General features: G+C 63.9%; 23 protein-coding genes. 10 read left to right on the top strand and 13 right to left on the bottom strand.

Annotated features, from left to right (window positions below):
* Window positions 1–29: 29 nt before the first annotated feature.
* On the bottom strand, window positions 30–920 hold the full coding sequence (gene prpB, locus ACLEJP_RS23595) for a methylisocitrate lyase (protein ID WP_225777178.1): 891 nt from the start codon (window positions 918–920) through the stop codon (window positions 30–32).
* The gene (locus tag ACLEJP_RS23590; RefSeq protein WP_440810406.1) at window positions 917–1,633 is read right to left on the bottom strand and encodes a GntR family transcriptional regulator; all 717 of its coding nucleotides are present in this window, start codon (window positions 1,631–1,633) and stop codon (window positions 917–919) included. The genes prpB and ACLEJP_RS23590 overlap by 4 nt, the downstream gene beginning before the upstream one ends.
* 340 nt (window positions 1,634–1,973) lie before the next feature.
* Here ACLEJP_RS23590 and rloA point away from each other — a divergent pair, with 340 nt between their 5' ends.
* The 5 genes from rloA (at window position 1,974) to ACLEJP_RS23565 (ending at window position 7,400) form a co-directional block, all read left to right on the top strand.
* Window positions 1,974–2,510 carry a retropepsin-like aspartic peptidase RloA gene (gene rloA / locus ACLEJP_RS23585; protein WP_225777176.1) on the top strand — a complete coding sequence of 179 codons (537 nt, stop codon included), beginning with the start codon at window positions 1,974–1,976 and terminating at the stop codon, window positions 2,508–2,510.
* 5 nt (window positions 2,511–2,515) lie between these two features.
* On the top strand, window positions 2,516–4,051 hold the full coding sequence (gene rloB, locus ACLEJP_RS23580; protein WP_144172045.1) for an osmotic stress tolerance membrane protein RloB: 1,536 nt from the start codon (window positions 2,516–2,518) through the stop codon (window positions 4,049–4,051).
* Window positions 4,051–5,031, top strand: coding sequence for an alpha-L-glutamate ligase-like protein (locus ACLEJP_RS23575; RefSeq protein ID WP_440810403.1), 981 nt, complete (start codon window positions 4,051–4,053; stop codon window positions 5,029–5,031). Before rloB ends, ACLEJP_RS23575 begins: the two co-directional genes overlap by 1 nt.
* A gap of 210 nt (window positions 5,032–5,241) precedes the next feature.
* Complete coding sequence (pabB, locus tag ACLEJP_RS23570; protein ID WP_440810401.1) at window positions 5,242–6,585, top strand: aminodeoxychorismate synthase component I; 1,344 nt, start codon at window positions 5,242–5,244, stop codon at window positions 6,583–6,585.
* An 80-nt stretch (window positions 6,586–6,665) separates the two neighbouring features.
* Window positions 6,666–7,400, top strand: a complete 735-nt coding sequence (locus tag ACLEJP_RS23565) for a phosphoadenylyl-sulfate reductase (RefSeq protein WP_440810399.1) — start codon at window positions 6,666–6,668, stop codon at window positions 7,398–7,400.
* A gap of 121 nt (window positions 7,401–7,521) precedes the next feature.
* On the opposite strand, the gene cysB is transcribed toward ACLEJP_RS23565, so the two are convergent.
* The 3 genes from cysB to ACLEJP_RS23550 all read right to left on the bottom strand — a co-directional run bounded on the left by cysB (window position 7,522) and on the right by ACLEJP_RS23550 (window position 10,174).
* Complete coding sequence (cysB, locus tag ACLEJP_RS23560) at window positions 7,522–8,496, bottom strand: HTH-type transcriptional regulator CysB (protein WP_225777172.1); 975 nt, start codon at window positions 8,494–8,496, stop codon at window positions 7,522–7,524.
* A gap of 128 nt (window positions 8,497–8,624) precedes the next feature.
* Complete coding sequence (locus ACLEJP_RS23555) at window positions 8,625–9,122, bottom strand: universal stress protein (protein ID WP_225777171.1); 498 nt, start codon at window positions 9,120–9,122, stop codon at window positions 8,625–8,627.
* A gap of 104 nt (window positions 9,123–9,226) precedes the next feature.
* The gene (locus ACLEJP_RS23550; RefSeq protein ID WP_440810397.1) at window positions 9,227–10,174 is read right to left on the bottom strand and encodes a putative 2-dehydropantoate 2-reductase; all 948 of its coding nucleotides are present in this window, start codon (window positions 10,172–10,174) and stop codon (window positions 9,227–9,229) included.
* A 230-nt stretch (window positions 10,175–10,404) separates the two neighbouring features.
* Here ACLEJP_RS23550 and ACLEJP_RS23545 point away from each other — a divergent pair, with 230 nt between their 5' ends.
* Window positions 10,405–11,481 (top strand): 3-deoxy-7-phosphoheptulonate synthase, encoded by a 1,077-nt coding sequence (locus ACLEJP_RS23545; RefSeq protein ID WP_440810395.1) that lies wholly within the window; start codon window positions 10,405–10,407, stop codon window positions 11,479–11,481.
* Window positions 11,482–11,562: 81 nt separating this feature from the next.
* Here the strand turns inward: ACLEJP_RS23545 and ACLEJP_RS23540 are convergent, their stop codons facing one another.
* Window positions 11,563–11,844, bottom strand: a complete 282-nt coding sequence (locus ACLEJP_RS23540; RefSeq protein WP_025338432.1) for a GNAT family N-acetyltransferase — start codon at window positions 11,842–11,844, stop codon at window positions 11,563–11,565.
* A gap of 510 nt (window positions 11,845–12,354) precedes the next feature.
* Between ACLEJP_RS23540 and oprI the strand changes: the two genes are divergently transcribed.
* Window positions 12,355–12,606: an outer membrane lipoprotei OprI gene (oprI, locus tag ACLEJP_RS23535; RefSeq protein WP_003259780.1), complete on the top strand. Its 252-nt coding sequence runs from the start codon at window positions 12,355–12,357 to the stop codon at window positions 12,604–12,606.
* Between the two features lie 132 nt (window positions 12,607–12,738).
* Here oprI and ACLEJP_RS23530 read toward each other — a convergent pair whose 3' ends face one another.
* The 3 genes from ACLEJP_RS23530 to ACLEJP_RS23520 all read right to left on the bottom strand — a co-directional run bounded on the left by ACLEJP_RS23530 (window position 12,739) and on the right by ACLEJP_RS23520 (window position 14,782).
* Window positions 12,739–13,716, bottom strand: coding sequence for a L,D-transpeptidase family protein (locus ACLEJP_RS23530; protein WP_225777169.1), 978 nt, complete (start codon window positions 13,714–13,716; stop codon window positions 12,739–12,741).
* A 111-nt stretch (window positions 13,717–13,827) separates the two neighbouring features.
* Window positions 13,828–14,118, bottom strand: a complete 291-nt coding sequence (locus ACLEJP_RS23525) for a hypothetical protein (RefSeq protein ID WP_225777168.1) — start codon at window positions 14,116–14,118, stop codon at window positions 13,828–13,830.
* A gap of 58 nt (window positions 14,119–14,176) precedes the next feature.
* On the bottom strand, window positions 14,177–14,782 hold the full coding sequence (locus tag ACLEJP_RS23520; RefSeq protein ID WP_225777167.1) for an arylesterase: 606 nt from the start codon (window positions 14,780–14,782) through the stop codon (window positions 14,177–14,179).
* A gap of 10 nt (window positions 14,783–14,792) precedes the next feature.
* Between ACLEJP_RS23520 and ACLEJP_RS23515 the strand changes: the two genes are divergently transcribed.
* Complete coding sequence (locus tag ACLEJP_RS23515) at window positions 14,793–15,476, top strand: ABC transporter ATP-binding protein (protein WP_440810392.1); 684 nt, start codon at window positions 14,793–14,795, stop codon at window positions 15,474–15,476.
* Window positions 15,476–17,983, top strand: coding sequence for an ABC transporter permease (locus ACLEJP_RS23510; protein ID WP_440810390.1), 2,508 nt, complete (start codon window positions 15,476–15,478; stop codon window positions 17,981–17,983). Before ACLEJP_RS23515 ends, ACLEJP_RS23510 begins: the two co-directional genes overlap by 1 nt.
* Before the next feature lie 41 nt (window positions 17,984–18,024).
* Here ACLEJP_RS23510 and greB read toward each other — a convergent pair whose 3' ends face one another.
* The 4 genes from greB to ACLEJP_RS23490 all read right to left on the bottom strand — a co-directional run bounded on the left by greB (window position 18,025) and on the right by ACLEJP_RS23490 (window position 21,013).
* A complete protein-coding gene (gene greB, locus ACLEJP_RS23505; protein ID WP_440810388.1) occupies window positions 18,025–18,498 on the bottom strand; it encodes a transcription elongation factor GreB in 474 nt (157 codons plus the stop codon).
* A gap of 11 nt (window positions 18,499–18,509) precedes the next feature.
* On the bottom strand, window positions 18,510–18,818 hold the full coding sequence (locus ACLEJP_RS23500; RefSeq protein ID WP_225777163.1) for a hypothetical protein: 309 nt from the start codon (window positions 18,816–18,818) through the stop codon (window positions 18,510–18,512).
* A 239-nt stretch (window positions 18,819–19,057) separates the two neighbouring features.
* Window positions 19,058–19,495, bottom strand: a complete 438-nt coding sequence (locus tag ACLEJP_RS23495) for a DoxX family protein (RefSeq protein WP_440810386.1) — start codon at window positions 19,493–19,495, stop codon at window positions 19,058–19,060.
* A 111-nt stretch (window positions 19,496–19,606) separates the two neighbouring features.
* Window positions 19,607–21,013, bottom strand: coding sequence for a transglycosylase SLT domain-containing protein (locus ACLEJP_RS23490; RefSeq protein WP_440810384.1), 1,407 nt, complete (start codon window positions 21,011–21,013; stop codon window positions 19,607–19,609).
* A 152-nt stretch (window positions 21,014–21,165) separates the two neighbouring features.
* On the opposite strand from ACLEJP_RS23490, the gene ACLEJP_RS23485 reads away from it, so the two are divergent.
* Window positions 21,166–21,966: a TatD family hydrolase gene (locus ACLEJP_RS23485; RefSeq protein WP_440810382.1), complete on the top strand. Its 801-nt coding sequence runs from the start codon at window positions 21,166–21,168 to the stop codon at window positions 21,964–21,966.
* Window positions 21,967–22,038 lie beyond the last annotated feature (72 nt).

Genomic DNA, 22,038 nt, shown 5'->3' with positions numbered 1-22,038 from the left:
GAAGAGGCCAGCCGCTCCAACCGAAGCCTTCAGCCCTTCTTCTGGGCAAACAACGCATCCAGGCTCTGCTCGAAGGCGTGGTAGCCAATGGCATCGTAGAGCTCCATGCGGGTCTGCATGGTGTCGATCACGTTTTTCTGCGTGCCGTCGCGACGCAGCGCGGTGTACACGTTCTCCGCCGCCTTGTTCATGGCGCGGAAGGCCGACAGCGGGTACAGCACCAGCGACACGTCGACCGAGGCCAGCTCTTCGGTGGTGTACAGCGGCGTGGCACCGAACTCGGTGATATTGGCCAGGATCGGTGCCTTCACCCGGTTGGCGAAGGTCTTGTACATCTGCAGTTCGGTAATGGCCTCCGGGAAGATCATGTCGGCACCGGCCTCGACGCAAGCGGCGGCGCGGTCCAGTGCAGCGTTCAGGCCCTCGACCGCCAGGGCATCGGTACGCGCCATGATCACGAAGCTGTCATCGCTGCGGGCATCGACCGCAGCCTTGATGCGGTCGACCATTTCCTGCTGGCTGACGATTTCCTTGTTGGGACGGTGGCCGCAACGCTTGGCGCCTACCTGGTCTTCGATATGGATGGCAGCCGCGCCGAACTTGCTCATCGAACGCACGGTACGGGCGACGTTGAAGGCCGAGGCCCCGAAACCGGTGTCGACATCCACCAGCAGGGGCAGGTCGCACACGTCGGTGATGCGGCGCACGTCGGTGAGCACGTCGTCGAGGTTGCTGATGCCCAGGTCCGGCAGGCCCAGCGAACCGGCGGCCACGCCACCACCGGACAGGTAGATGGCCTTGAAGCCGGCGCGCTTGGCCAGCAGCGCATGGTTGGCGTTGATGGTGCCAACCACCTGCAACGGATGTTCGGCGGCAACGGCGTCGCGGAAACGCTGACCGGGGGTGCTCTTCACAGTCATTTCTCACCTCGTGGGCTGTTGTTCTGGGCGTCCAGATAGTGACGCTCGATGTTGCGCTTGGACGCGCCGATATGGCGGCGCATCAGGAGTTCGGCCAGCTCGCCGTCACGGTCGGCGATGGCGTCGAGAATGCGATGGTGCTCGGCAAAGGCCTGGCGCGGCCGGTTCGGTGTGGCCGAGAACTGGATGCGGTACATGCGCACCAGTTGGTACAGCTCGCCGCACAGCATCTTGACCAGGGTCTGGTTGCCACTGCCGTGGATGATCCGGTAGTGGAAGTCGTAGTCGCCTTCCTGCTGGTAGTAACCCAGGCCAGCCTGGAATGCCGCATCGCGCTCGTGGGTATCGAGCACCCGCCGCAGTTCGTCGATATCGGCCTGGCTCATGCGCTCGGCGGCCAGGCGGCAGGCCATGCCTTCCAGCGATTCACGAATTTCATACAGCTCGATCAGTTCGGCGTGGTTGAGCGACACCACCCGCGCGCCCACATGCGGCACGCGCACCAGCAGGCGTTGCCCTTCGAGGCGGTGGATGGCCTCGCGCAATGGCCCGCGGCTGATGCCATAGGTGCGCGCCAGCTCCGGCTCGGAGATCTTGCTCCCCGGGGCGATCTCACCCTTGACGATGGCCGCCTGAATGCGTCGGAAGACGTTTTCGGACAAGGTTTCCGTTTCGTCTGTCAGCACTGGGCTGAGGCTGGATAGGTCCTGCATATTGTCGACACCTTGCAAATCGCTTCGCCAGAAATTAGCGAATCCGGCTGCAACAGTCAAAGACAAAATGAATATTGTCGACAATCGTCTAAGAACGAACTAACGCCGCGCTGTCGCTGTCAGATCGCGCACCGCTGGCGTCAAGGCGCCGGCGTGATAGAATGCCGCGCCTCCGTTGGAGTATGGATAACCCGTCTGTCATCCATTCATGTTGTCGACAGATGAACGAGGAAGCTTGCGCAGTCGTTGCCAGTCGCCTTGCTCTGAACATGGCTCGAAGGTCGCGCTGAAGAGCGCGCTTTGGAAAGCCCCGAACCTTGCACTGCACCGCGCCAGGAATATGAGACCTACACCCGTTCTACTGCTGCTCTGCCTGACCCTGCTGCCGGCCCTTGGCCACGCCGCAGGCAAGACCGTCTACGGCCTCAACGAATATGCACGCCTGGGCGACCTGGACCTGGAAGTGGCCGCCAAGCTCGACACCGGCGCCAAGACCGCTTCGCTCAGTGCCCGCGACATCAAGCGTTTCAAGCGCAACGGCGAAAGCTGGGTGCGCTTCTACCTGGCCATCGACGCCGCCCATTCCCACCCTATCGAACGCCCGCTGGCGCGGGTCAGCAAGATCAAGCGCCGTGCGGGTGACTATGATGCGGAATCGGGCAAGGCCTACACGGCGCGCCCGGTCATCGAACTTGAAATCTGCATGGGCCAGGCCGTGCGCACCATCGAAGTCAACCTCACCGACCGCAGCGCCTTCCAGTTCCCGCTGCTGATCGGCTCCGAGGCGCTCAAGCACTTCGACGCGCTGGTCGACCCAAGCCTTAAATACGCGGCCGGCAAACCTGCCTGTGCCACCGAAGCTCCCAAAGCAGAGTAATCCCGATGCGCTCTCTTACCCTCCATCTGAAAGTCCTGATCACCGTGCTGGTGCTGTTGGGCGTGGCCGTGACGGCTTATCAGATCTTCGTACTCGGCATCCCGGTCACCGAGGATGAAACCGACGACCTGTGGAACATCGACGCCAAGGTCGAGTTCGTGGCCAGCACCAAGGACCCGGTCAAGGTGCAGATGTTCGTGCCACCGCTGAACCGCGACTACGTCAGCCTCAACGAGAGCTTCATCTCCAACAACTATGGGGTGAGCGTCAACCGTGCCGACGGCAACCGCAAGGTCACCTGGTCGGCGCGCCGCGCCAGCGGTAACCAGACCCTCTACTACCGCCTGGTTCTGACCAAGCGTTACAGCAAGGAAAAGACCACGGTCAAAGGCCCGACCTTCCGCGACAGCCTGGCCGTGGAGGGCCCCGAGAAGATCGCCGCCGAGGCGCTGATGGCGCCCATCCGCCAGCACTCGGCCGACGTCGAGACCTTCGTCAGCGAGACCATCAAGCGGGTCAACAACCTCAACGATGACAACGTCAAGCTGTTGCTGGCCGGCGACACCACGGCCATGAAGAAGGCCCAGGTCATCGACCTGCTGCTGTCGATTGCCCACGTCCCGATGGAGAAGGTGCATACCATCCGCCTGGTGGCCGACACGCCGCAAACCCCGGAACTGTGGTTGCGCAGCTTCAACGGTAGCGACTGGCTGTACTTCAACCCGGACACCGGCGAGCAAGGCCTGCCCAGCGACCGCCTGCTGTGGTGGACCGGTGACGACAACCTGATCACCGTCGATGGCGGCAAGAAGGCCAATGTCACCTTCAGCATGAACAACAGCGAGATGAACGCCATCCGCCTGGCCAAGCTGACCGACGAAAATACCGACGCCGACTTCCTCGAGTATTCGCTGTACGGCCTGCCGCTGCAGACCCAGCAAACCTTCATGATCATGGTGATGATCCCGATCGGCGTACTGGTGATCCTGGTGCTGCGCAACCTGGTCGGCCTGCAGACCCTGGGTACCTTCACCCCGGTACTGATCGCCCTGGCCTTCCGCGAAACCCAGCTGGGCTTTGGCATCGTGCTGTTCACGGTGATCACTGCCCTGGGCCTGTCGCTGCGTTCGTACCTGGAGCACCTGAAACTGCAGATGCTGCCACGCCTGTCGGTGGTGCTGACCTTCGTCGTGGTGCTGATCGCCGCCATCAGCCTGTTCAGCCACAAGCTGGGGCTGGAACGTGGGCTGTCGGTGGCACTGTTCCCGATGGTGATCCTGACCATGACCATCGAACGTCTGTCCATCACCTGGGAAGAGCGCGGCGGCGGTCATGCCATGAAAGTGGCCATCGGTACCCTGTTCGCCGCTTCCCTGGCGCACCTGCTGATGATGGTGCCGGAGCTGGTGTACTTCGTGTTCACCTTCCCGGCCGTACTGCTGATCCTGGTGGGCTTCATGCTGGCAATGGGTCGCTACCGCGGCTACCGCCTGACCGAGCTCGTGCGCTTCAAGGCATTCCTGAAGAAGGCTGACGCCTGATGTTTGGCCTGATCAAGACGTGGAAAGCCCTGGAGGCCCGGGGCATCATGGGTATCAACCGGCGCAACGCGGATTACGTGTTGAAGTACAACAAGCGCCACCTGTACCCGATCGTCGACGACAAGATCATCACCAAGGAGCGCGCCCTGGCGGCCGGCATCCATGTGCCGGAGATGTACGGCATCATCGAAACCGAAAAGGAAATCGACAAGCTCGACGAGATCATCGGCGGGCGCAGCGATTTCGTCATCAAGCCGGCGCAGGGCGCCGGCGGTGATGGCATCCTGGTGATCGCCGACCGCTTCGAGGACCGCTACCGCACGGTGTCGGGCAAGATCATCAGCCATGAGGAAATCGAGCACCAGATCTCGAGCATCCTCACCGGCCTGTACTCGCTGGGCGGCCATCGCGACCGGGCGCTGATCGAGTACCGGGTAACCCCGGACCAGATCTTCAAGAGCATCAGCTATGAAGGTGTACCGGACATCCGCATCATCGTGCTGATGGGTTACCCGGTGATGGCCATGCTGCGCCTGCCAACCCGTCAGTCCGGTGGCAAGGCCAACCTGCACCAGGGCGCCATCGGCGTGGGTGTCGACCTGGCTACCGGCGTGACCCTGCGCGGCACCTGGCTGAACAACATCATCAGCAAGCACCCGGACACCACCAACGCCGTCGATGGCGTGCAGCTGCCGAACTGGGACGGCTTCATGAAGCTGGCCGCCGGCTGTTACGAACTGTGTGGCCTGGGCTACATCGGCGTCGACATGGTCCTGGACCAGGACAAGGGGCCGCTGATTCTGGAGCTCAACGCCCGCCCGGGCCTGAACATCCAGATTGCCAACGACTGCGGGCTGACCCAGCGCACCCACGCCATCGAGGCGCACCTGGAAGCGCTGGCCAAGGATGGCATCAGCGAGGATGCCGAACAGCGGGTTCGGGTATCGCAAGGTTTGTTCGGCCACGTGCATCCGCGCTGAAAGTGCCGGGGCCGTTTGCGGCCCAATCGCGACACAAGGCTGCTGCCACAGGAGATCGCGCAATCCTGCGGCAGCGGCCTTGTGTCGCGATTGGGCTGCAGAGCAGCCGCAGGTGCCAAACACAATGTTGAATGTCGCGCCCAGTGCTAGGCGCATTCCCTGCACGGGTCTACAATCGCCCTCCTCGCTTTTATATCGCCGTCCACACTGATGCCGACCTGCACGCTCCACCCCCTGCCCTACCAGCCTGACCCTGCCGCCTATTTCGCCCGCCTGCGCCAGGCCCCCGGGGCGATCCTGCTCGACAGCGCGCGCCCCGGCGCCGAGCGCGGCCGCTTCGACCTGCTCAGCGCCTGGCCAGTGCAACAGTTGCAGGCGCAACCTGGCGAAGATGGCCGCGCCTTCCTCCAGCGTCTGCGCGCAGGCCTGGCGCAACTGGGCCAGGCCCAGCTGCCCGACGGCAGCGAACTGCCGTTCGCTGGCGGCCTGATCGGTTACCTGAGCTATGACTTTGGCCGACGCCTGGAACAGCTGCCCAGCCTGGCCAATGACGACCTGGGCCTGCCAGACGCACAACTGGGCCTGTATGCCTGGGCACTGGTCAGCGACCACCAGTGCGCGACCAGCCAACTGGTCTTTCATCCGAGCCTGGCCAGCCAGGAACGCGAACGCCTGATCAGCCTGTTCGAGGGCGCCGACAACAGCGCAAACGGCCACTTCGAGCTGCTGGCGCCGATGGCCGGCGACCTTCAGCCCGCACAGTACAAGGCCGCTTTTGACCAGGTGCAGCGCTACATCCAGGCGGGCGACTGCTACCAGATCAACCTCACCCAGCGCTTCCGCGCCCCCTGCCAGGGCGACCCGTGGCACGCCTACCAGGCCCTGCGCAAAGCCTGCCCGACACCGTTCTCCGGCTACCAGCAACTGGCTGACGGCAGCGCCTTGCTGAGCTTTTCGCCCGAACGCTTCATCCGCGTCAGCCAGCGCCAGGTGGAGACCCGCCCGATCAAGGGCACCCGCCCGCGCGCCAGCAACCCCGTCGAAGATGCACAGAATGCCGAACAGCTGCGGCACAGCGCCAAGGACCGCTCGGAAAACCTGATGATCGTCGACCTGCTGCGCAACGACCTCGGGCGCACCTGCGAGATCGGCTCGGTGAAGGTGCCGGAGCTGTTCAGCCTGGAGAGCTACCCCAACGTGCACCATCTGGTCAGCAGCGTCACCGGTCGGCTGGCCTGCAACAAGGACGCCCTGGACCTGATCGGCGACAGCTTCCCCGGCGGCTCGATCACCGGCGCCCCGAAGATCCGCGCCATGCAGATCATCGACGAGCTGGAGCCGACGCGCCGCGCGCTGTACTGCGGCTCACTGCTGTACCTGGACGTGCGCGGCGAGATGGACAGCTCGATCGCCATTCGCAGCCTGCTGGTCAAGGGCGGGCAGGTCTGCTGCTGGGGCGGCGGCGCGGTGGTGGCCGATTCCGAGTGGCAGGCGGAATATGAAGAATCGATTGCCAAGGTGCGGGTGCTGATGGAGACGCTGCAAGGCTTGTGACCGGCGTCCAGCCCGCCATTTTTTGTTACCATCAGCCTACTACGAGCGCACAGCGCCACAGCCAAGATGGAAACCGCCTGATGAGCCAACCCTTCGACGTCGCCGCCCTGGCCGCGACCTACGCCAACAAGTCCCCGCAGGACATCCTCAAGCTCGCCTTCGAGCACTTCGGTGATGACCTGTGGATTTCCTTCAGCGGTGCCGAGGACGTGGTGCTGGTCGACATGGCCTGGAAGCTGAACAAGCAGGTCAAGGTGTTCAGCCTCGACACCGGGCGCCTGCACCCGGAGACCTACCGGTTCATCGACCAGGTACGCGAGCAGTACGGCCTGCCGATCGAAATCCTCAGCCCCGACCGCGCCAAGCTCGACCCGTTCGTCAAGGAAAAGGGCCTGTTCAGCTTCTACAAGGACGGCCATGGCGAGTGCTGCGGCATCCGCAAGATCGAGCCGCTGCGGCGCAAGCTGGCGACCGTGAGCGCCTGGGCCACCGGCCAGCGGCGCGACCAGAGCCCGGGCACCCGCAGCCAGGTAGCGGCACTGGAGATCGACAGCGCCTTCTCTACCCCCGAGCGCACCTTGTACAAGTTCAACCCGCTGGCGCAGATGACCAGCGAAGAGGTGTGGGGCTATATCCGCATGCTCGAACTGCCTTACAACAGCCTGCATGAGCGTGGTTTCATCAGCATCGGCTGCGAACCCTGCACCCGGCCGGTACTGCCGAACCAGCATGAGCGCGAGGGGCGCTGGTGGTGGGAGGAGTCGACCCAGAAGGAATGCGGGCTGCACGCCGGCAACCTGATTACCAAGGCTTGAAATTGCCGGGGCCGCTTCGTGCCCCATCGCCACACAAGGCCACCCCTACAGGTTATCGCACATCCCCGTAGGAGCGGCCTCGCGTGGCGATGGGGCGCAAAGCGGCCCCGACAGTTTCGAATCAGTGCACCGGCAGCTCGACGCCTTCGAACAGCTCTTCCAGTTCCTGCTTGTTATGGCACTGAATGGCCTTGGCCATGACTTCACGGGTCAGGTGCGGGGCGAACTTTTCGATGAAGTCGCACATGAAGCCACGCAGGAAGGTGCCACGGCGGAAACCGATCTTGGTGATGCTGGCTTCGAACAGTTCGCTGGCATCCAGTGCTACCAGGTCATTGTCCAGCTTGGCGTCAACCGCCATGCCGGCGACGATACCCACGCCCAGCCCCAGGCGCACATAGGTCTTGATCACGTCGGCGTCTGCCGCAGTGAACACCACTTTTGGGGTCAGGCCACGATGATTGAAGGCCTCGTCCAGCTTCGAGCGCCCGGTAAAGCCGAACACATAGGTCACGATCGGGTATTCGGCGACGGCTTCCAGGGTCAACTTCGGCAGCTTCGCCAGCGGGTGGCCCTGCGGCACCACCACGCAACGGTTCCACTTGTAGCACGGCATCATGATCAGGTCGCCGAACAGTTCCAGCGCCTCGGTCGCGATGGCGAAATCAACCGTACCGTCCGCAGCCATTTCGGCAATCTGCATGGGCGAACCCTGGTGCATGTGCAGGGACACTTCCGGGTACTGCTTGATGAAGCTGCTGATCACCGGCGGCAAGGCATAACGCGCCTGGGTGTGGGTGGTGGCGATGGACAGCGTGCCCTTCTTCTCGTTGGAGAATTCCTGGGCGATCTGCTTGATGCTTTCGACCTTGCGCAGGATCTCGCCGGCCGTATTGATGATGCGCTCTCCGGCCGGGGTGACACGGGTCAGGTGCTTGCCGCTGCGGGCAAAGACTTCAACACCCAGCTCATCCTCGAGCAGGCGGATCTGCTTGCTGATACCCGGCTGGGAGGTATACAGGCTCTGCGCCGTCGCGGACACGTTGAGGTCATGGTGCGCCACTTCCCAGATGTAGCGCAGTTGTTGAAGCTTCATAGGTTCCCCTCGGTTCAGCAATGAGTCCGCGGCAGCAGGCAGCGTCGATATATAACTATATTAGTGGTTCTGGAAATAAATCTAGAACTATTTTGTTACATACCCAAGGAAATGGCCTACGGCCACCTTCATGCTTTCCTGCGCCCCAGGTGCTGCGCCAACGGCACCATGTACACCGGCACCGGCGACAGCTGCAGCAGCCGCACCGCCGTGCGCCCCAAGGGCACGTCCACGCCCGCACCGGCGCTGTGACTGCCGAAAATCAGCAGGTCGACACTCAGCCGCTGCGCCTGGTCGAGGATCACCTGTGCCGGGTCGCCCTGGCGCACCCGCACCGCCTTGATCACCGCCAGGTCGGCCTCCTCGCCAAGCTCGTCGCGAAAGTTCTCCAGCACACGCTGCTCGATGTTGGCCATCACCGTGTTCACCCCCTGGCTGTGCAACTGGTCGAGCGTCTGCTCGTCGAGGTAGCTTTGCAGCAGCGATTCGGCGAACTGCCCCATGGGCTCCACCGCATGGATCACATACAACTCGGCGCCGAAGGTACGCGCCAGCGCCAGCGCGTGCTGCATGACAAAAGGGGCGTACACACCGAGGTCAGTGGCGTACAGCATGGAGCGGATCATTCGACCTCCTCGACTGCCGCTGCGGCAGAGCAAGCTTCAGCTTAGCAGCGCCCCGGACGCGCGCCTGGCCGTCCGGCGCACTGCCGGCCAGGCCGGAAGCGCGCTCAGCTGGCCTGGCCACCGCGCCCGATGAAGGCCAGCGCCTGGTACAGCATCTCCATGCGTGGCAACTGGCAACCGGCCGCCCGTGCCCGTGCCAGTGGCTCGGCATAGATGGCCTGCAGTTCCAGAGGGCGCTGGTGGGCATGGTCGTGGTACATGCTGGGCCAGTAATCGGGCATGCGCTCGGTGACGTCGAACAGATGCTCGGCATAGCCCTCGGGCAACACGTGACCACACGCCGCCGCACCCTGCACCACCTCGGCCATCAAGGCCTGGATCAGCGCACGGCTGTTGCGATCGGCCATCAGCGGCGTGGTACTGGCGCCGAGCAGCACCGACAGGCCGTTGTACGGTACGTTCCATACCAGCTTCTGCCAGCGCGCCTGGGCCAGGTCGGGCATGGCCTGCGAATCGATGCCCGCAGCGTGGAACAACCCCGCCCCCTCCTTGACCAGCGCGGCACCGCCATCGTCGGCCGGCCCGCTGTAGTAGCCCAGGTTGACCGCGCCCAGCGCCTGGTGACGGATCACCCCAGGCGCCTGGCGGTTGACGCAGATGAAACACAGGCCACCAAGCAGGTGCATGTCATCGCGCAAGGCCGGGCGCAGCTGCTCCTCCACGCCGAGGCCGTTTTGCAGCAGCACCACCTTGGCGCCAGGGGCTGCCGCCTGCACGATCAGCGGCGCCAGCTGGTCATTGCTGGTGGCCTTGGCCGCCACCAGCAGCCAGTCGCAAGGTGGCATGTCGGCGGCACTGGCATAGGCCTGCACGTTCGCCTGCAGGGTGCCGTGCACGTCACTGTCCACGGTCAACCCGCGCTCACGCACAACCTCGTACTCGCTGCGCAACAGAAAATGCACATCGCAGCCGGCCCGGGCCAGCATCAACCCATAGAAGCCGCCGATGGCACCACTGCCGATAATGCCGATACGTGGGGTATACGAATGCATGCCGATCTCCCGATAAAAGTCAGGCTTCTTTTTACACAGGTTGCGCAGTGCCGGGCAGCCTGTTTGCGGCAAACACCCGCCATCTCGGAAAAACCCCACACGGACGGGGCCCAGCCCATTGTCGCGCCACCTGTAACGCGCTAAGGTTCGGCTCCCCGCTGCGATTATTCTTGCTGCTGGGCCGCACGGGGATAGTTGGCGGCCGGCACCGTGACCTGACGAGTAACACGATGGCTGATTTACCGATCGATGACTTGAACGTTGCCTCCAACGAGACGCTGATCACCCCCGATCAGCTGAAGAAGGAAATCCCCCTCAGCGCCAAGGCCCTGCAGACCGTGACTGCGGGTCGTGAAGTGGTGCGCAATATTCTCGACGGCAAGGACCATCGCCTGTTCGTCGTGGTCGGCCCTTGCTCCATCCACGACATCAAGGCGGCCCACGAGTACGCCGAACGCCTCAAGATACTGGCCGAGGAAGTGTCCGACACGCTGTACCTGGTCATGCGCGTGTACTTCGAAAAACCGCGCACCACCGTCGGCTGGAAAGGCCTGATCAACGACCCGTACCTGGATGACTCGTTCAAGATCCAGGATGGCTTGCACATCGGCCGCAAGCTGCTGCTGGACCTGGCTGAAATGGGCCTGCCGACCGCCACCGAAGCGCTCGACCCGATTTCCCCGCAGTACCTGCAGGACCTGATCAGCTGGTCGGCCATTGGTGCTCGCACCACCGAATCGCAGACCCACCGCGAGATGGCCTCTGGCCTCTCCTCGGCGGTCGGCTTCAAGAACGGCACCGATGGCGGCCTGACCGTTGCCATCAACGCCCTGCAGTCGGTGTCCAAGCCGCACCGCTTCCTCGGCATCAACCAGGAAGGCGGTGTATCGATCGTCACCACCAAGGGCAACCCGTACGGTCACGTGGTACTGCGCGGCGGCAACGGCAAGCCGAACTACGATTCGGTCAGCGTCGCCCTGTGCGAGCAGGACCTGGCCAAGGCCCGGATCAAGGCCAACATCATGGTCGACTGCAGCCACGCCAACTCCAACAAGGACCCTGCCCTGCAGCCGCTGGTGATGGAGAACGTTGCCAACCAGATTCTCGAAGGCAACCAGTCGATCATCGGGCTGATGGTCGAGAGCCACCTGAACTGGGGCTGCCAGTCGATTCCGAAGAACCTGGACGAGCTGCAGTATGGTGTGTCGATCACCGATGCCTGCATCGACTGGTCGGCTACCGAGAAGACCCTGCGCAGCATGCGTGCCAAGCTGAAGGATGTGCTGCCGCAGCGCAAGCGCGGCTGATACAAGAAGGCGGGGCCGCGTTGTGCCCCCATCGCTGGCTTACCGGCGATGGGGCGCAACGCGGCCCCGCCTTTTTTAGAATCAGACCTTGCTGGAATGCCGCTGCTGGCGCTCCATGTAGCGCTCTACATACGAACAGGACGGAATCACCGTGTAACCCATCTGTTCGGCGTACTCCAGGGCCCGCTCGGTCAGCGCGGCTGCAATCCCGCGACCACGCAGGGCGTTGGGCACGAAGGTGCGATAGATGTCCAGCGTCTGCTTGCCCAGATCCATGTACGTCAGATAGGCACGATGACCGTCCACGTTGGTCTCGAACTGATGACCGGCCTGGTCATGGTGGATGGTCAGCGCTTCGCTCATCACTACTCCTCGCAGGTCTTCTCGGCAGACCCATACCTTAACCGATGGTGGTTTATCCGGCACAGAATCCTCTACGCCACCTGTTGCCCCTTCGACCACCGAACGATTGCAATCGTTCGGAACCTCTGGCACTCACAAGATAGTAGGCGCCGCCAGCGGGATTGCTCAAGGTGGTGGCGGTTAAAAATGGCGAAAATGCAGCCAGAGCGACTCTTGGCCGCATGCCGGCAGGCCACACCGGATGTACTAGGGCTTAAGACGCTGAAGGACAGTTAAAGTCACCGTTAGTTCAGCAAAAAAGTTGCCGTAGTACAAACGCTTGCGCGCCCTGCGCGTTTTTTACACAGTACCTGCCGCGAATCTTGTCAGGACAGCGCCAGGCAACATTTTTTTTGCAGTTCTTGCGCTTAGTCAGTTTACTTACTACAAGTAATGGGTACTATGTACGCCGGCCAGTTTCTCTTTTCCGAGAGATGGCTATTTAATAGAAAGTCCTTGAAGGGGAACACGATGAACAACGTTCTGAAATTCTCTGCTCTGGCTCTGGCCGCAGTTCTGGCTACCGGTTGCAGCAGCGTATCCAAAGAAACCGAAGCTCGTCTGACTGCGACTGAAGACGCAGCAGCTCGCGCTCAAGCTCGTGCTGACGAAGCCTACCGTAAGGCTGACGACGCACTGGCAGCCGCTCAGAAGGCTCAGCAGACCGCTGACGAAGCCAACGAGCGCGCTCTGCGTATGCTGGACAAAGCCAGCCGCAAGTAATAATCCTCACGGATTGTTATGGAGCCGACCCACTTGTGGGTCGGCTTTTTTATTGCCCGCACACAAGGCAAACGCGCCAGGCAGAAACGAAAAGGCCTGCACTAAGGCAGGCCCGGGTGTGTCGCAAATAGCCTACTGCAGTTCGGCAGGAATGCTCGAAACCATTGGCGCAGCGCCCTGGCTCTGGGTGGGCACGGCAATCTCCACCGGCATGCCATCTTCCGCAGCCACCACGTCACGCACCATGTCCCAGTTCATGCGCAGGTTGTTGGCCAGGTCTTCGCGCTTGAGCAAGGCATTGATAACCGCCGTGTGTTTGTCGACTACCGACGGATTGCCCTGGTCGTCCAGCGGCGTGTGCGCCTCCAGATAGACCTTGCCGCCACTGATACCGAACTTGTACGGCTCATTGATGATGCGTACCGGCGTACCCACCGGCACCATCTTCGACAATTCCAGTACGTTGTTGTTGAGCATGCGGAAGCAACCGTGACTGGTACGCATGCCGATACCGAACTTCTTGTTCGAACCGTGGATCAGGTAGCCCGGCACGCCCAGCGTGAACTTGAACGGCCCCAGCGGGTTGTCCGGGCCAGCCGGTACCACGCTCGGCAGGATGTCGCCGTCAGCGGCATGTTCGGCACGGATCGACGCGGGCGGGGTCCAGGTCGGGTTCGGCGTCTTGGCGGTAATCTTGGTGTTGGCGATCGGCGAACCCCAGCCCTCGCGACCGATGCCCAGCGGGAAGGTATGCACCACGTTCTGCCCTTTCGGGAAGTAGTACATGCGGTACTCCGCCAGGTTGATGACGATGCCCTCACGCGGGCCAGGCGGCAGGATGTAGCGCGTCGGCAGTATGATTTCGGTGCCAGCGCCCGGCAACCACGGGTCTACACCCGGGTTGGCAGCGATCATTTCCAGGTAGCCGAGGTCGTTGGCGGTACCTATGTCGGCGAAGGTGTCCTCGTACTTGGCCTTGATCACCTGCACCTGGCCGACGATGTCTTCACCGGGCGGTGGCAGTGGCAGCTCCAGCGCAGCAGCGGGGCCCGCTACCAGCAGGGCGGCCAGGGACAGGCTACGGGTGACGGCAGGAAAGCGCGGCAACATCCGGTAAATCCTTCGAAAGATGGGTCAAGAGAATCGATTGTACACCTGTGCCGAAGCAAGCGGGAGGCATTGCCGCGCTGCAAGCGTTTCAGATGATGAAAGGTGTGACGCTCAGCCGCTCTGCAGCTCCGGCCACACCGGGCGCATGCCACGCCGCTGGGCATCGAGAATGGCGCGGCACAGGTCGCACAGGCGGCCGTCGCGGTAGATCGAGCGCGGCACACCCGACCAGCGTGGCTGCGCCGGCAGCAGGCCACCGCACAGGGTACGGTCGACCGGCACGCCCAGCTCCAGCTGACGGGCCACCAGATGGACGCGGATTTCCTGGCAGGCGAACAGATCGAGCTGCTCATCGGGCTCGATCAGTTGGTAGGCATACAGGGACCAGGCAGGGCGCGGCATCGGGGGCACTCGAAACGGGGGGCGCAACATTAGCCGAAAGCCGGCGCCGTTTAAAGCATCACAGCAAGGGTTTTATCGCCGGCCAGGCATTTTCCAGCAGGCGCTGCTGGGCGGCCTGGGCCGGGTGGATGCCATCGGCCTGCATCAACCCCGGCACACCGCCCACCCCTTCGAGGAAGAACGGCACCAACGGGACCTGTTTTTCCGCCGCCAGCTGTTCATACACCTGGGCGAATGCGCTGGTGTAGCGCACACCGTAATTGGGCGGCAGGCGCATGCCCAGCAGCACCACCTTGGCGCCGGCCTCGCGCGCGCGCTCGATCATCGATGCAAGATTTTGTTGCAATTGCGCCGTCGGTTGCCCGCGCAGGCCATCATTGCCGCCCAACTCCAGCACCACCAGGCTCGGCTTGTGCGCTGCAAGCAGCGCCGGCAGCCGCGCCTGACCACCGGCACTGGTGTCGCCACTGATCGAGGCATTGACCACCTGATCGTCGAAACCTTCGTCCCTGAGCCGGGTCTGCAACAGGGACACCCAGCCCTGGCGGGTATCCAGGCCGAAACCGGCGCTGATACTATCGCCAACAACCAGCAGCGTTCCCGCCGCCGCGCTCTGGGCCAGGCAATACAGGGCCAGACCGGCACTCAACCACCACACTCGCATCGGATTCTCCATGGGCCCCAGCATTCTCGTTGCGCAGAACCTTAGCAAAGTGGTCCCCAGCGCGGAAGGTGACCTGACTATCCTGCATGCGTTGTCCCTCGACCTGGCCCGGGGCGACAGCCTGGCCATCGTCGGCGCCTCGGGGTCGGGCAAGTCGACCCTGCTTGGCCTGCTCGCCGGGCTCGACCGGCCCAGCGCCGGCCAGGTCATGCTCGCCGGCCACGACCTCGGGCCGCTGGACGAGGACCAGCGCGCGCGGGTGCGTGCCGAACACGTGGGCTTCGTGTTCCAGTCGTTCCAGCTGCTCGACAGCCTCAACGCCCTGGAAAACGTCATGCTGCCGCTGGAGCTGGATGGCCGCCGCGATGCCCGTGAACAGGCGCGCACGCTGCTCGAACGGGTCGGCCTGGGCAAGCGCCTGAGCCATACCCCGCGCCAGCTCTCGGGTGGCGAACAGCAGCGCGTGGCCATTGCCCGTGCCTTTGCCGCCCAACCGGCAGTGCTGTTCGCCGACGAGCCCACCGGCAACCTCGACAGCCACACCGGCGAACGCATCAGCGACCTGCTGTTCGAGCTGAACAAGGAACGCGGCACCACCTTGGTGCTGGTTACCCATGACGAACGCCTGGCCCGGCGCTGCCGGCGCCAGATCCGCCTGGACGCAGGCCGCCTGGTGACGCCGCTGGAGGCCTGATGACCCACATGCCGCTGTCCCGCCTGTGCGGCCTGGCCCTGCGCCAGTTGCTGCGCGACATCCGTGCCAGTGAAGTGCGCGTGCTGTTCTTTGCCCTGCTGGTGGCCGTCGCGGCCAGCACCGCCATCGGCTATTTCGGCGCCCGCCTCAACGGCGCCATGCAACTGCGTGCCAGCGAGTTCCTCGGCGCCGACCTGGTGCTGCAGGGCAGCGCCCCGGCCCGCGAACAACAGCTCGCTGCCGGCAAGGCGCTTGGCTTGCGCCATGCCCAGGTGGTCGAGTTCACCAGCGTGGTGGGCGGCGACAACGGCATCCAGCTGTCCAGCGTCAAGGCCGCCGACGGCGCCTACCCGCTGCGTGGGCAGGTACGTAGTGCCGCCCAACCCTATGCCACGGAAACCCCGGGCGGTGGGCCGGCGCCGGGCGAGGCATGGGTCGAACCGCGCCTGCTGGCTGCACTGGGGCTGCCGGTCGGCGCCAGCATCGACGTCGGCATGAAAACCCTGCGTATCAGCCGCGTGCTGACCTACGAGCCGGACCGCGCCAACAACTTCTACAGCCTGACCCCGCGGGTGATGATGAACCTGGCTGACCTGCAAGCCACCGGCGTGATCCAGCCAGGCAGCCGGGTGACCTACCGCGACCTGTGGCGCGGCGAACCTGAGGCGCTGGCGCGCTATCGCCAGGCCGTGGAGAAAGACCTGGCCGCCAACCAGCGCTTGCGCGATACCCGCGATGGCAACCAGCAGATCGGCGGTGCCTTGGGCAAAGCCGAGCGCTACCTGAACATGGCCAGCCTGGTGGCGGTACTGCTGGCCGGGGTCGCCGTCGCGCTGTCGGCGAGCCGCTATGCAGCACGCCGCCTGGACGCCAGTGCCCTGCTACGCTGCCTGGGCCTGTCCCGCCGCCAGGCACTGGGCCTGTACTGCCTGCAACTGGCCATGCTCGGCCTGGCCGCCGCGCTGCTGGGCGCCCTGCTCGGCTGGCTGGCGCAGCTTGGCCTGTTCCGTCTATTGCAGGGTTTGCTGCCAGACGTGGTACCTGGCGGCGGCATTGTTCCGGCACTGGCTGGCAGCGCCACCGGGCTGGTAGCCCTGGCCGGCTTCGCCTTGCCGCCAATTGCCGCACTGGGCAAGGTGCCGCCACTTCGCGTACTGCGCCGCGACCTGCTGCCGATACCGACCAGCAGCTGGCTGGTCTATGGCGCTGCCCTGCTCGCCCTTGGCCTGATCATGTGGCGCCTGAGCCTCGACCTGCTGCTCACCTTCGCCCTGTTGGGCGGCGGCCTGGTCGCCGCACTGCTGCTCGGCGGCCTGCTGTTGCTCGGCTTGCGCAGCCTGCGCCGGTTGCTGGCCGGAGCAACACTGACCTGGCGCCTGGGGCTGGGCCAACTGCTGCGGCACCCCCTGGCTGCCGCCGGCCAGGCCCTGGCATTCGGCCTGATCCTGCTGGCCATGGCGCTGGTCGCCCTGCTTCGCGCCGAACTGCTCGACACCTGGCAAGCGCAGTTGCCCAAGGACGCGCCCAACCACTTCGCCCTGAACATCCTGCCAGATGACCGCGAACCTTTCGCCCGCCAGTTGCATCAGGTCAACGCGACCTCGGCGCCACTGTACCCGGTGACACCAGGTCGCCTGGTGCAGATCAATGCGCAGCCGGTGCAGCAGGTGGTAAGCAAGGATTCGGCCGGCGAGCGTGCCGTGCAACGTGACCTCAGCCTGACCTGGGCCGCCGACCTGCCGGAAGGTAATGAACTGACTGCCGGCAGCTGGTGGCAGGCCCTGCCCGCTGCAGAGGAAATCCCCGGTGTATCGGTGGAAGCGGAACTGGCCAGCAGCCTGAAGCTGCAGTTGGGCGACCTGCTGACCTTCGACATCGGCGGCCAGCAGCACCAGGCCAGGGTCAGCAGCCTGCGCAGCGTGCACTGGGACAGCTTCCAGCCGAACTTCTACATGATCTTCCAGCCTGGCACGCTGCAAGGGTTGCCCACCACCTACCTGACCAGCTTCTACCTGGCGCCTGGCCATGACCTGGATGTGGTGGCGCTGTCACGGGCGTTCCCGGCGGTGACCATCCTGCAGGTTGATGCCCTGCTCGCTCAGCTGCGCAGCATCCTCGCCCAAGTGACCCTGGCAGTGGAATACGTGTTGCTGTTCGTGCTGGCGGCAGGGCTGGCGGTATTGTTCGCGGGCTTGCAGGCGACCCTGGACGAGCGTATCCGCCAAGGCGCCTTGCTGCGCGCACTAGGCGCGGCGCGCCCATTGCTGGTCAAGGCCCGGCGGATCGAGTTCGGCTTGCTGGGTGCCGCCAGTGGGCTGTTGGCGGCGATAGGCTGCGAACTGATAACGCTGGTGCTGTATCGCTATGCCTTCGACCTGCACTGGAGCCCACATCCGTGGCTGCTGGTGTTGCCCCTGGCGGGCGCATTGCTGGTGGGCGGAGCAGGCGTGCTGGGGACGCGACGAGCGTTGAACGCCAGCCCGTTGGCAGTGTTGCGGGAGAGTTGAGGGTTGCCTGTCGCCGCGGAGGCCGGCCCAGGCAATACCCATCACTGGCCGTAGCTGATGCTGTTCACATACCAGGTGGTTTCCCCGGCAGGGGTCTGTACCACCACCTCATCACCTTCCTGCTTTTTCAGCAGGGCACGGGCCATGGGCGAATCGATGGAAATGTAGTCGTTGCGCCCGTAGATCTCGTCGTAGCCGACGATGCGAAACTTCATGGCCTCGCCCTCGTCGTTCTCGATCTCCACCCAGGCACCGAAAAACACCTTGCCTTCCTGCTGTGGCGAGTAGGCCACCACCTTCACATCTTCGAGGCGCTTGCGCAGGTAGCGCACCCGGCGGTCGATCTCGCGCAACAGCTTCTTGTTGTACTGGTAGTCCGCGTTCTCGCTACGGTCGCCCAGCGACGCCGCCCAGGCAACTTTCTGGGTGATCTCCGGGCGGTACACCCGCCACAGGTGATCCAGCTCTTTCTTCAGCGCCTCATGGCCTTCGGTGGTGATGATGTTGGTACTCAACAGCGCACTCCTCAGCGGCGGGTGATCAGGCCTTGGCGCGCGATGCGGGTGAGATGACCGATGACTTCGGCGGCCTCTTCCGGCACCGGGGCCTGGATCACGGCCAGGTCGAAACGGTCATCGCCATACTGCGCGAGGTGGCAGCCGGTATCGGCGAACTGGATCAGGAAGGCACGCGCCTGCCCCTTGCGCCGGGACAGGCCTTCGAGGTGACGCAAAAGAGTGGGCTGATGCTGGCCGCCGAGCAGGATGCGCGGGGTGCGGGACGCCTGGCTGGCTGGCAAAGGGCTCAAACAGACACTGGTACGTGGGCAACTCATGGAGCTTCTCTCCGCCTCGCGAATCCCGCTGGGCAGCGGTGGGAGGCGTCACCGAACCAGCGCTTTAGCGGTATTTCGGATGACCCGGAGGGGGCTGTCCCGCGCCCCGCAAGTAGCTGTTTAAATCGGCGCAGGCGGTATGCTAGAGCGAGCAGCAACAAGTTGCAAGCCGCAGGCAGAAGCAGATCGATCCCCGGTCTGCTCTTGCCTGCGGCTTGCGGCTTGCAACTCGCGGCGGGTTACCGGGCGATCAGGCGGTCCAGCGAGAAGCGCCCGGCGCCTTCGATCAGCACCGCGACGGTACCGGCCAGCAACGCCAGGGCAAACTCATAGCCGTTGTTGGACATGAACAGGCCGTTACCGATGTGCACCGAGAAGATCGCCACCACCAGGGTCACGGTCAACGCCAGGGCCGCCGGGCGCGCCAGCAGGCCGATCAGCAGGGCCAGGCCGCCGAAGAACTCGGCACTACCGGACAGCAAGGCCATCAGGTAACCCGGGGCCAGGCCGATGCTTTCCATCCACTGCCCGGTGCCCTCCAGGCCATAGCCGCCGAACAGGCCGAACAGCTTCTGCGCACCGTGCGCCATGAAGATGATGCCGACCAGGATACGGATGACGCTGAGGCCAGCGCCGGCACGGGTGGAGAACAGTGCGTTGAGGGTGGTGTTGTTCATGTCGAAGCGTCCTTGAAACAGGAAGTTGGGTTGGGATGGCGCCATCATAATCAAATATACGGATATGAAAATCGCAAAAAACCCAACATAACAATCGATAAAATCGATTTGTTAGCGTTTCGCTACACGCTCCAGCCCGGCACGCTCCCGATTGAAGGCCAGGAAGTACTTGTTCACGCTGTTGACGAAATTGACCGGCCCCATGCCCACCTGCTCCATGGCAATGCGTTCGGTCTGGAAAAACCACTGGTTGCCGTTCAGCCCACGCCGCCGCGCTTCGGCGCGCATGGCCTGGACCCGTTCGGGGCCGAGGTTGTAGGCTGCCAGCACGAAGGCCATGCGTTCCCGCTCATTGATCTTCGCGCTGGCAAAGAACTTGCGCCGGATCAGCGCCAGATAACGGGCGCTGGCCTGGACATTGCCATCCACCGTGGCAGTGTTGCTCACCCCCACGCGCTGCGCAGCCGAAGGCGTGATCTGCATCAGGCCATGGGCGCCGCCGGTACCGCGAGCAGACGGGTTGAGCGTCGACTCCTTGAACGCCAGCGCGGCCAGGTTGAGCCAGTCGATCTGCTGTGCCTCAGCGTGTTTCTGCAGCACTGGCCGCAGCGCGTTCAGGCGCTGGCGGTCCTTGCTGGCCAGCGGGTTGTGCACCCGGTACTGGCGGCGGTAGATGCGCTCGAACGCAGCATCCTGGTTGTCCGGCGCTCGGTAGCCCTGTAAAAAGCGGTCGACCGTGGCCAGCAACTGTGGCGCATCGCGGCCTACGTACCAGCGCATGGCTTGCGGGGCCCCCAGCTGTACACGGTTGTCCAGGCGCAGCCGCGGCATCACCCGGGCCCAGCGCCGGGCAATCGGCTGCTCGATCACGGTCAGGTGATAGATACCGGCCTGGACCATCTCCAGGACGTCCTCAACCGCCAGGGTCGAGTCGACCCATTCCACCTTGATCGGCGCACGTTTGCGCAGTGCCAGCTGCTGGTTCAGCTGCTGGATCAGCGGGCCGGCGGCGCTGGCGCTGGTCAGCGCCACCGTGCGCCCGGACAGCTGCTCGACGTGGCTGAAACTGCGTTCCCCCTTGCGCCCCACCAGGACCAGCGGCACCTGGTCGAGCACCGGGGCGCTGCTGCTGACGCCGCGAACCGCGCCAGGGTCGAGCAGCTCGCCCGGCACGGCCAGGTCGCCCTCGCCACGCGCCAGGGCGCCCAGCAGTTGTTCCTTGGCGCGCGGAATCAACTTCAACTGGATCTCCTGGCCATCGGCGGCGCGGGCATTGAGGTAATGCTCCAGGGCGCGCAGGCGATAGTATTCGATGCCGACCGGCTCGCCCTTGACCTCTCCCGAGCTGTTGCGGCTCTGGTTGACCAGCACCCGCAGTACCTGGCTGCTGCGAATCTGTTGCAGGTCGCGCACTTTGGCAGGTGGCGTGTTCTGCTGCGGTCCCGGCAGGCGCGCATGTGCCGGCCCGGTCAAGGCCAGACCCAGCGTCAGCAGTAGAATGAGCCAGCATCGCGGCATGCAGAATGTCCGTGGTCGGTGGCGACACCATGGAAAGCGCCGCCAAGTGAGAAAAGACGGCAAAAGACCATGGCAACAGCATGAAGTTCTTGGTTTTTTCGCAAAAACAAGGTTTTTGCTATGCTGGCCGCCCCGCGGCACGAGGTAGCACCATGCAACTGATCGATATCGGCGTCAACCTGACCAACAGCAGTTTCCACGACCAGCAGGCCGCCGTCGTCGAGCGCGCCCTCGAAGCCGGCGTCACGCAGATGGTGCTGACCGGCACCAGCCTGGCAGTCAGCGAGCAGGCGCTGGAACTGTGCCAGCAGCTGGATCCGAGCGCTGCGCACCTGTTCGCCACGGCGGGTGTGCACCCGCATGATGCCAAGGCCTGGGATGCCGCCAGCGAGCACCGCTTGCGCCAATTGCTGGCTGAACCGCGGATACGCGCGGTGGGCGAATGTGGCCTGGATTTCAACCGCGACTTCTCCCCTCGCCCGCAGCAGGAAAAAGCCCTGGAAGCACAGCTGGCACTGGCTGCCGAGCTGCACCTGCCAGTGTTCCTGCATGAGCGCGATGCCAGCGACCGTTTGCTGGCCATTCTCAAGGGCTACCGTGACCACCTGACCGGCGCGGTGGTGCACTGCTTCACCGGCGAACGTGATGCGCTGTTCGCCTACCTGGACATGGACCTGCATATCGGCATCACCGGCTGGATCTGCGACGAGCGCCGCGGCACCCACCTGCATCCGCTGGTGGGCAACATTGCCGAGGGGCGATTGATGCTGGAGAGCGATGCACCTTACCTGCTGCCGCGCAGCCTGCGACCCAAGCCCAAGAACGGGCGCAACGAGCCGGCGTTCCTGCCAGAGGTGCTGCGCGAGGTGGCCTTGCATCGAGGGGAGTCGGCCGAGCATACGGCCGCGCATACCACGGCGACGGCGCGAGCGTTTTTCCAGATTCAGAGCTGACGCAATGGGGCGCCAGATTTTTCTTGATACACATCAACACCCGGTCAGGCGGATGCAGGCACAATGATGGCA

The sequence above is a fragment of the Pseudomonas sp. SMV7 genome, assembly GCF_052041995.1.
Lineage (GTDB): Bacteria > Pseudomonadota > Gammaproteobacteria > Pseudomonadales > Pseudomonadaceae > Aquipseudomonas.
The sequence above is the reverse complement of the archived record's forward strand: the minus strand, read 5'-3'. Positions and strand labels throughout refer to the sequence as shown.

What these genes read in the sequence shown, in the direction of transcription:
- prpB (WP_225777178.1), bottom strand. Translation starts at nt 920, where the DNA reads ATGACTGTGAAGAGCACCCCCGGTCAGCGTTTCCGCGACGCCGTTGCC.
- ACLEJP_RS23590 (WP_440810406.1), bottom strand. Translation starts at nt 1,633, where the DNA reads ATGCAGGACCTATCCAGCCTCAGCCCAGTGCTGACAGACGAAACGGAA.
- rloA (WP_225777176.1), top strand. Translation starts at nt 1,974, where the DNA reads ATGAGACCTACACCCGTTCTACTGCTGCTCTGCCTGACCCTGCTGCCG.
- rloB (WP_144172045.1), top strand. Translation starts at nt 2,516, where the DNA reads ATGCGCTCTCTTACCCTCCATCTGAAAGTCCTGATCACCGTGCTGGTG.
- ACLEJP_RS23575 (WP_440810403.1), top strand. Translation starts at nt 4,051, where the DNA reads ATGTTTGGCCTGATCAAGACGTGGAAAGCCCTGGAGGCCCGGGGCATC.
- pabB (WP_440810401.1), top strand. Translation starts at nt 5,242, where the DNA reads ATGCCGACCTGCACGCTCCACCCCCTGCCCTACCAGCCTGACCCTGCC.
- ACLEJP_RS23565 (WP_440810399.1), top strand. Translation starts at nt 6,666, where the DNA reads ATGAGCCAACCCTTCGACGTCGCCGCCCTGGCCGCGACCTACGCCAAC.
- cysB (WP_225777172.1), bottom strand. Translation starts at nt 8,496, where the DNA reads ATGAAGCTTCAACAACTGCGCTACATCTGGGAAGTGGCGCACCATGAC.
- ACLEJP_RS23555 (WP_225777171.1), bottom strand. Translation starts at nt 9,122, where the DNA reads ATGATCCGCTCCATGCTGTACGCCACTGACCTCGGTGTGTACGCCCCT.
- ACLEJP_RS23550 (WP_440810397.1), bottom strand. Translation starts at nt 10,174, where the DNA reads ATGCATTCGTATACCCCACGTATCGGCATTATCGGCAGTGGTGCCATC.
- ACLEJP_RS23545 (WP_440810395.1), top strand. Translation starts at nt 10,405, where the DNA reads ATGGCTGATTTACCGATCGATGACTTGAACGTTGCCTCCAACGAGACG.
- ACLEJP_RS23540 (WP_025338432.1), bottom strand. Translation starts at nt 11,844, where the DNA reads ATGAGCGAAGCGCTGACCATCCACCATGACCAGGCCGGTCATCAGTTC.
- oprI (WP_003259780.1), top strand. Translation starts at nt 12,355, where the DNA reads ATGAACAACGTTCTGAAATTCTCTGCTCTGGCTCTGGCCGCAGTTCTG.
- ACLEJP_RS23530 (WP_225777169.1), bottom strand. Translation starts at nt 13,716, where the DNA reads ATGTTGCCGCGCTTTCCTGCCGTCACCCGTAGCCTGTCCCTGGCCGCC.
- ACLEJP_RS23525 (WP_225777168.1), bottom strand. Translation starts at nt 14,118, where the DNA reads ATGCCGCGCCCTGCCTGGTCCCTGTATGCCTACCAACTGATCGAGCCC.
- ACLEJP_RS23520 (WP_225777167.1), bottom strand. Translation starts at nt 14,782, where the DNA reads ATGCGAGTGTGGTGGTTGAGTGCCGGTCTGGCCCTGTATTGCCTGGCC.
- ACLEJP_RS23515 (WP_440810392.1), top strand. Translation starts at nt 14,793, where the DNA reads ATGGGCCCCAGCATTCTCGTTGCGCAGAACCTTAGCAAAGTGGTCCCC.
- ACLEJP_RS23510 (WP_440810390.1), top strand. Translation starts at nt 15,476, where the DNA reads ATGACCCACATGCCGCTGTCCCGCCTGTGCGGCCTGGCCCTGCGCCAG.
- ACLEJP_RS23500 (WP_225777163.1), bottom strand. Translation starts at nt 18,818, where the DNA reads ATGAGTTGCCCACGTACCAGTGTCTGTTTGAGCCCTTTGCCAGCCAGC.
- ACLEJP_RS23495 (WP_440810386.1), bottom strand. Translation starts at nt 19,495, where the DNA reads ATGAACAACACCACCCTCAACGCACTGTTCTCCACCCGTGCCGGCGCT.
- ACLEJP_RS23490 (WP_440810384.1), bottom strand. Translation starts at nt 21,013, where the DNA reads ATGCCGCGATGCTGGCTCATTCTACTGCTGACGCTGGGTCTGGCCTTG.
- ACLEJP_RS23485 (WP_440810382.1), top strand. Translation starts at nt 21,166, where the DNA reads ATGCAACTGATCGATATCGGCGTCAACCTGACCAACAGCAGTTTCCAC.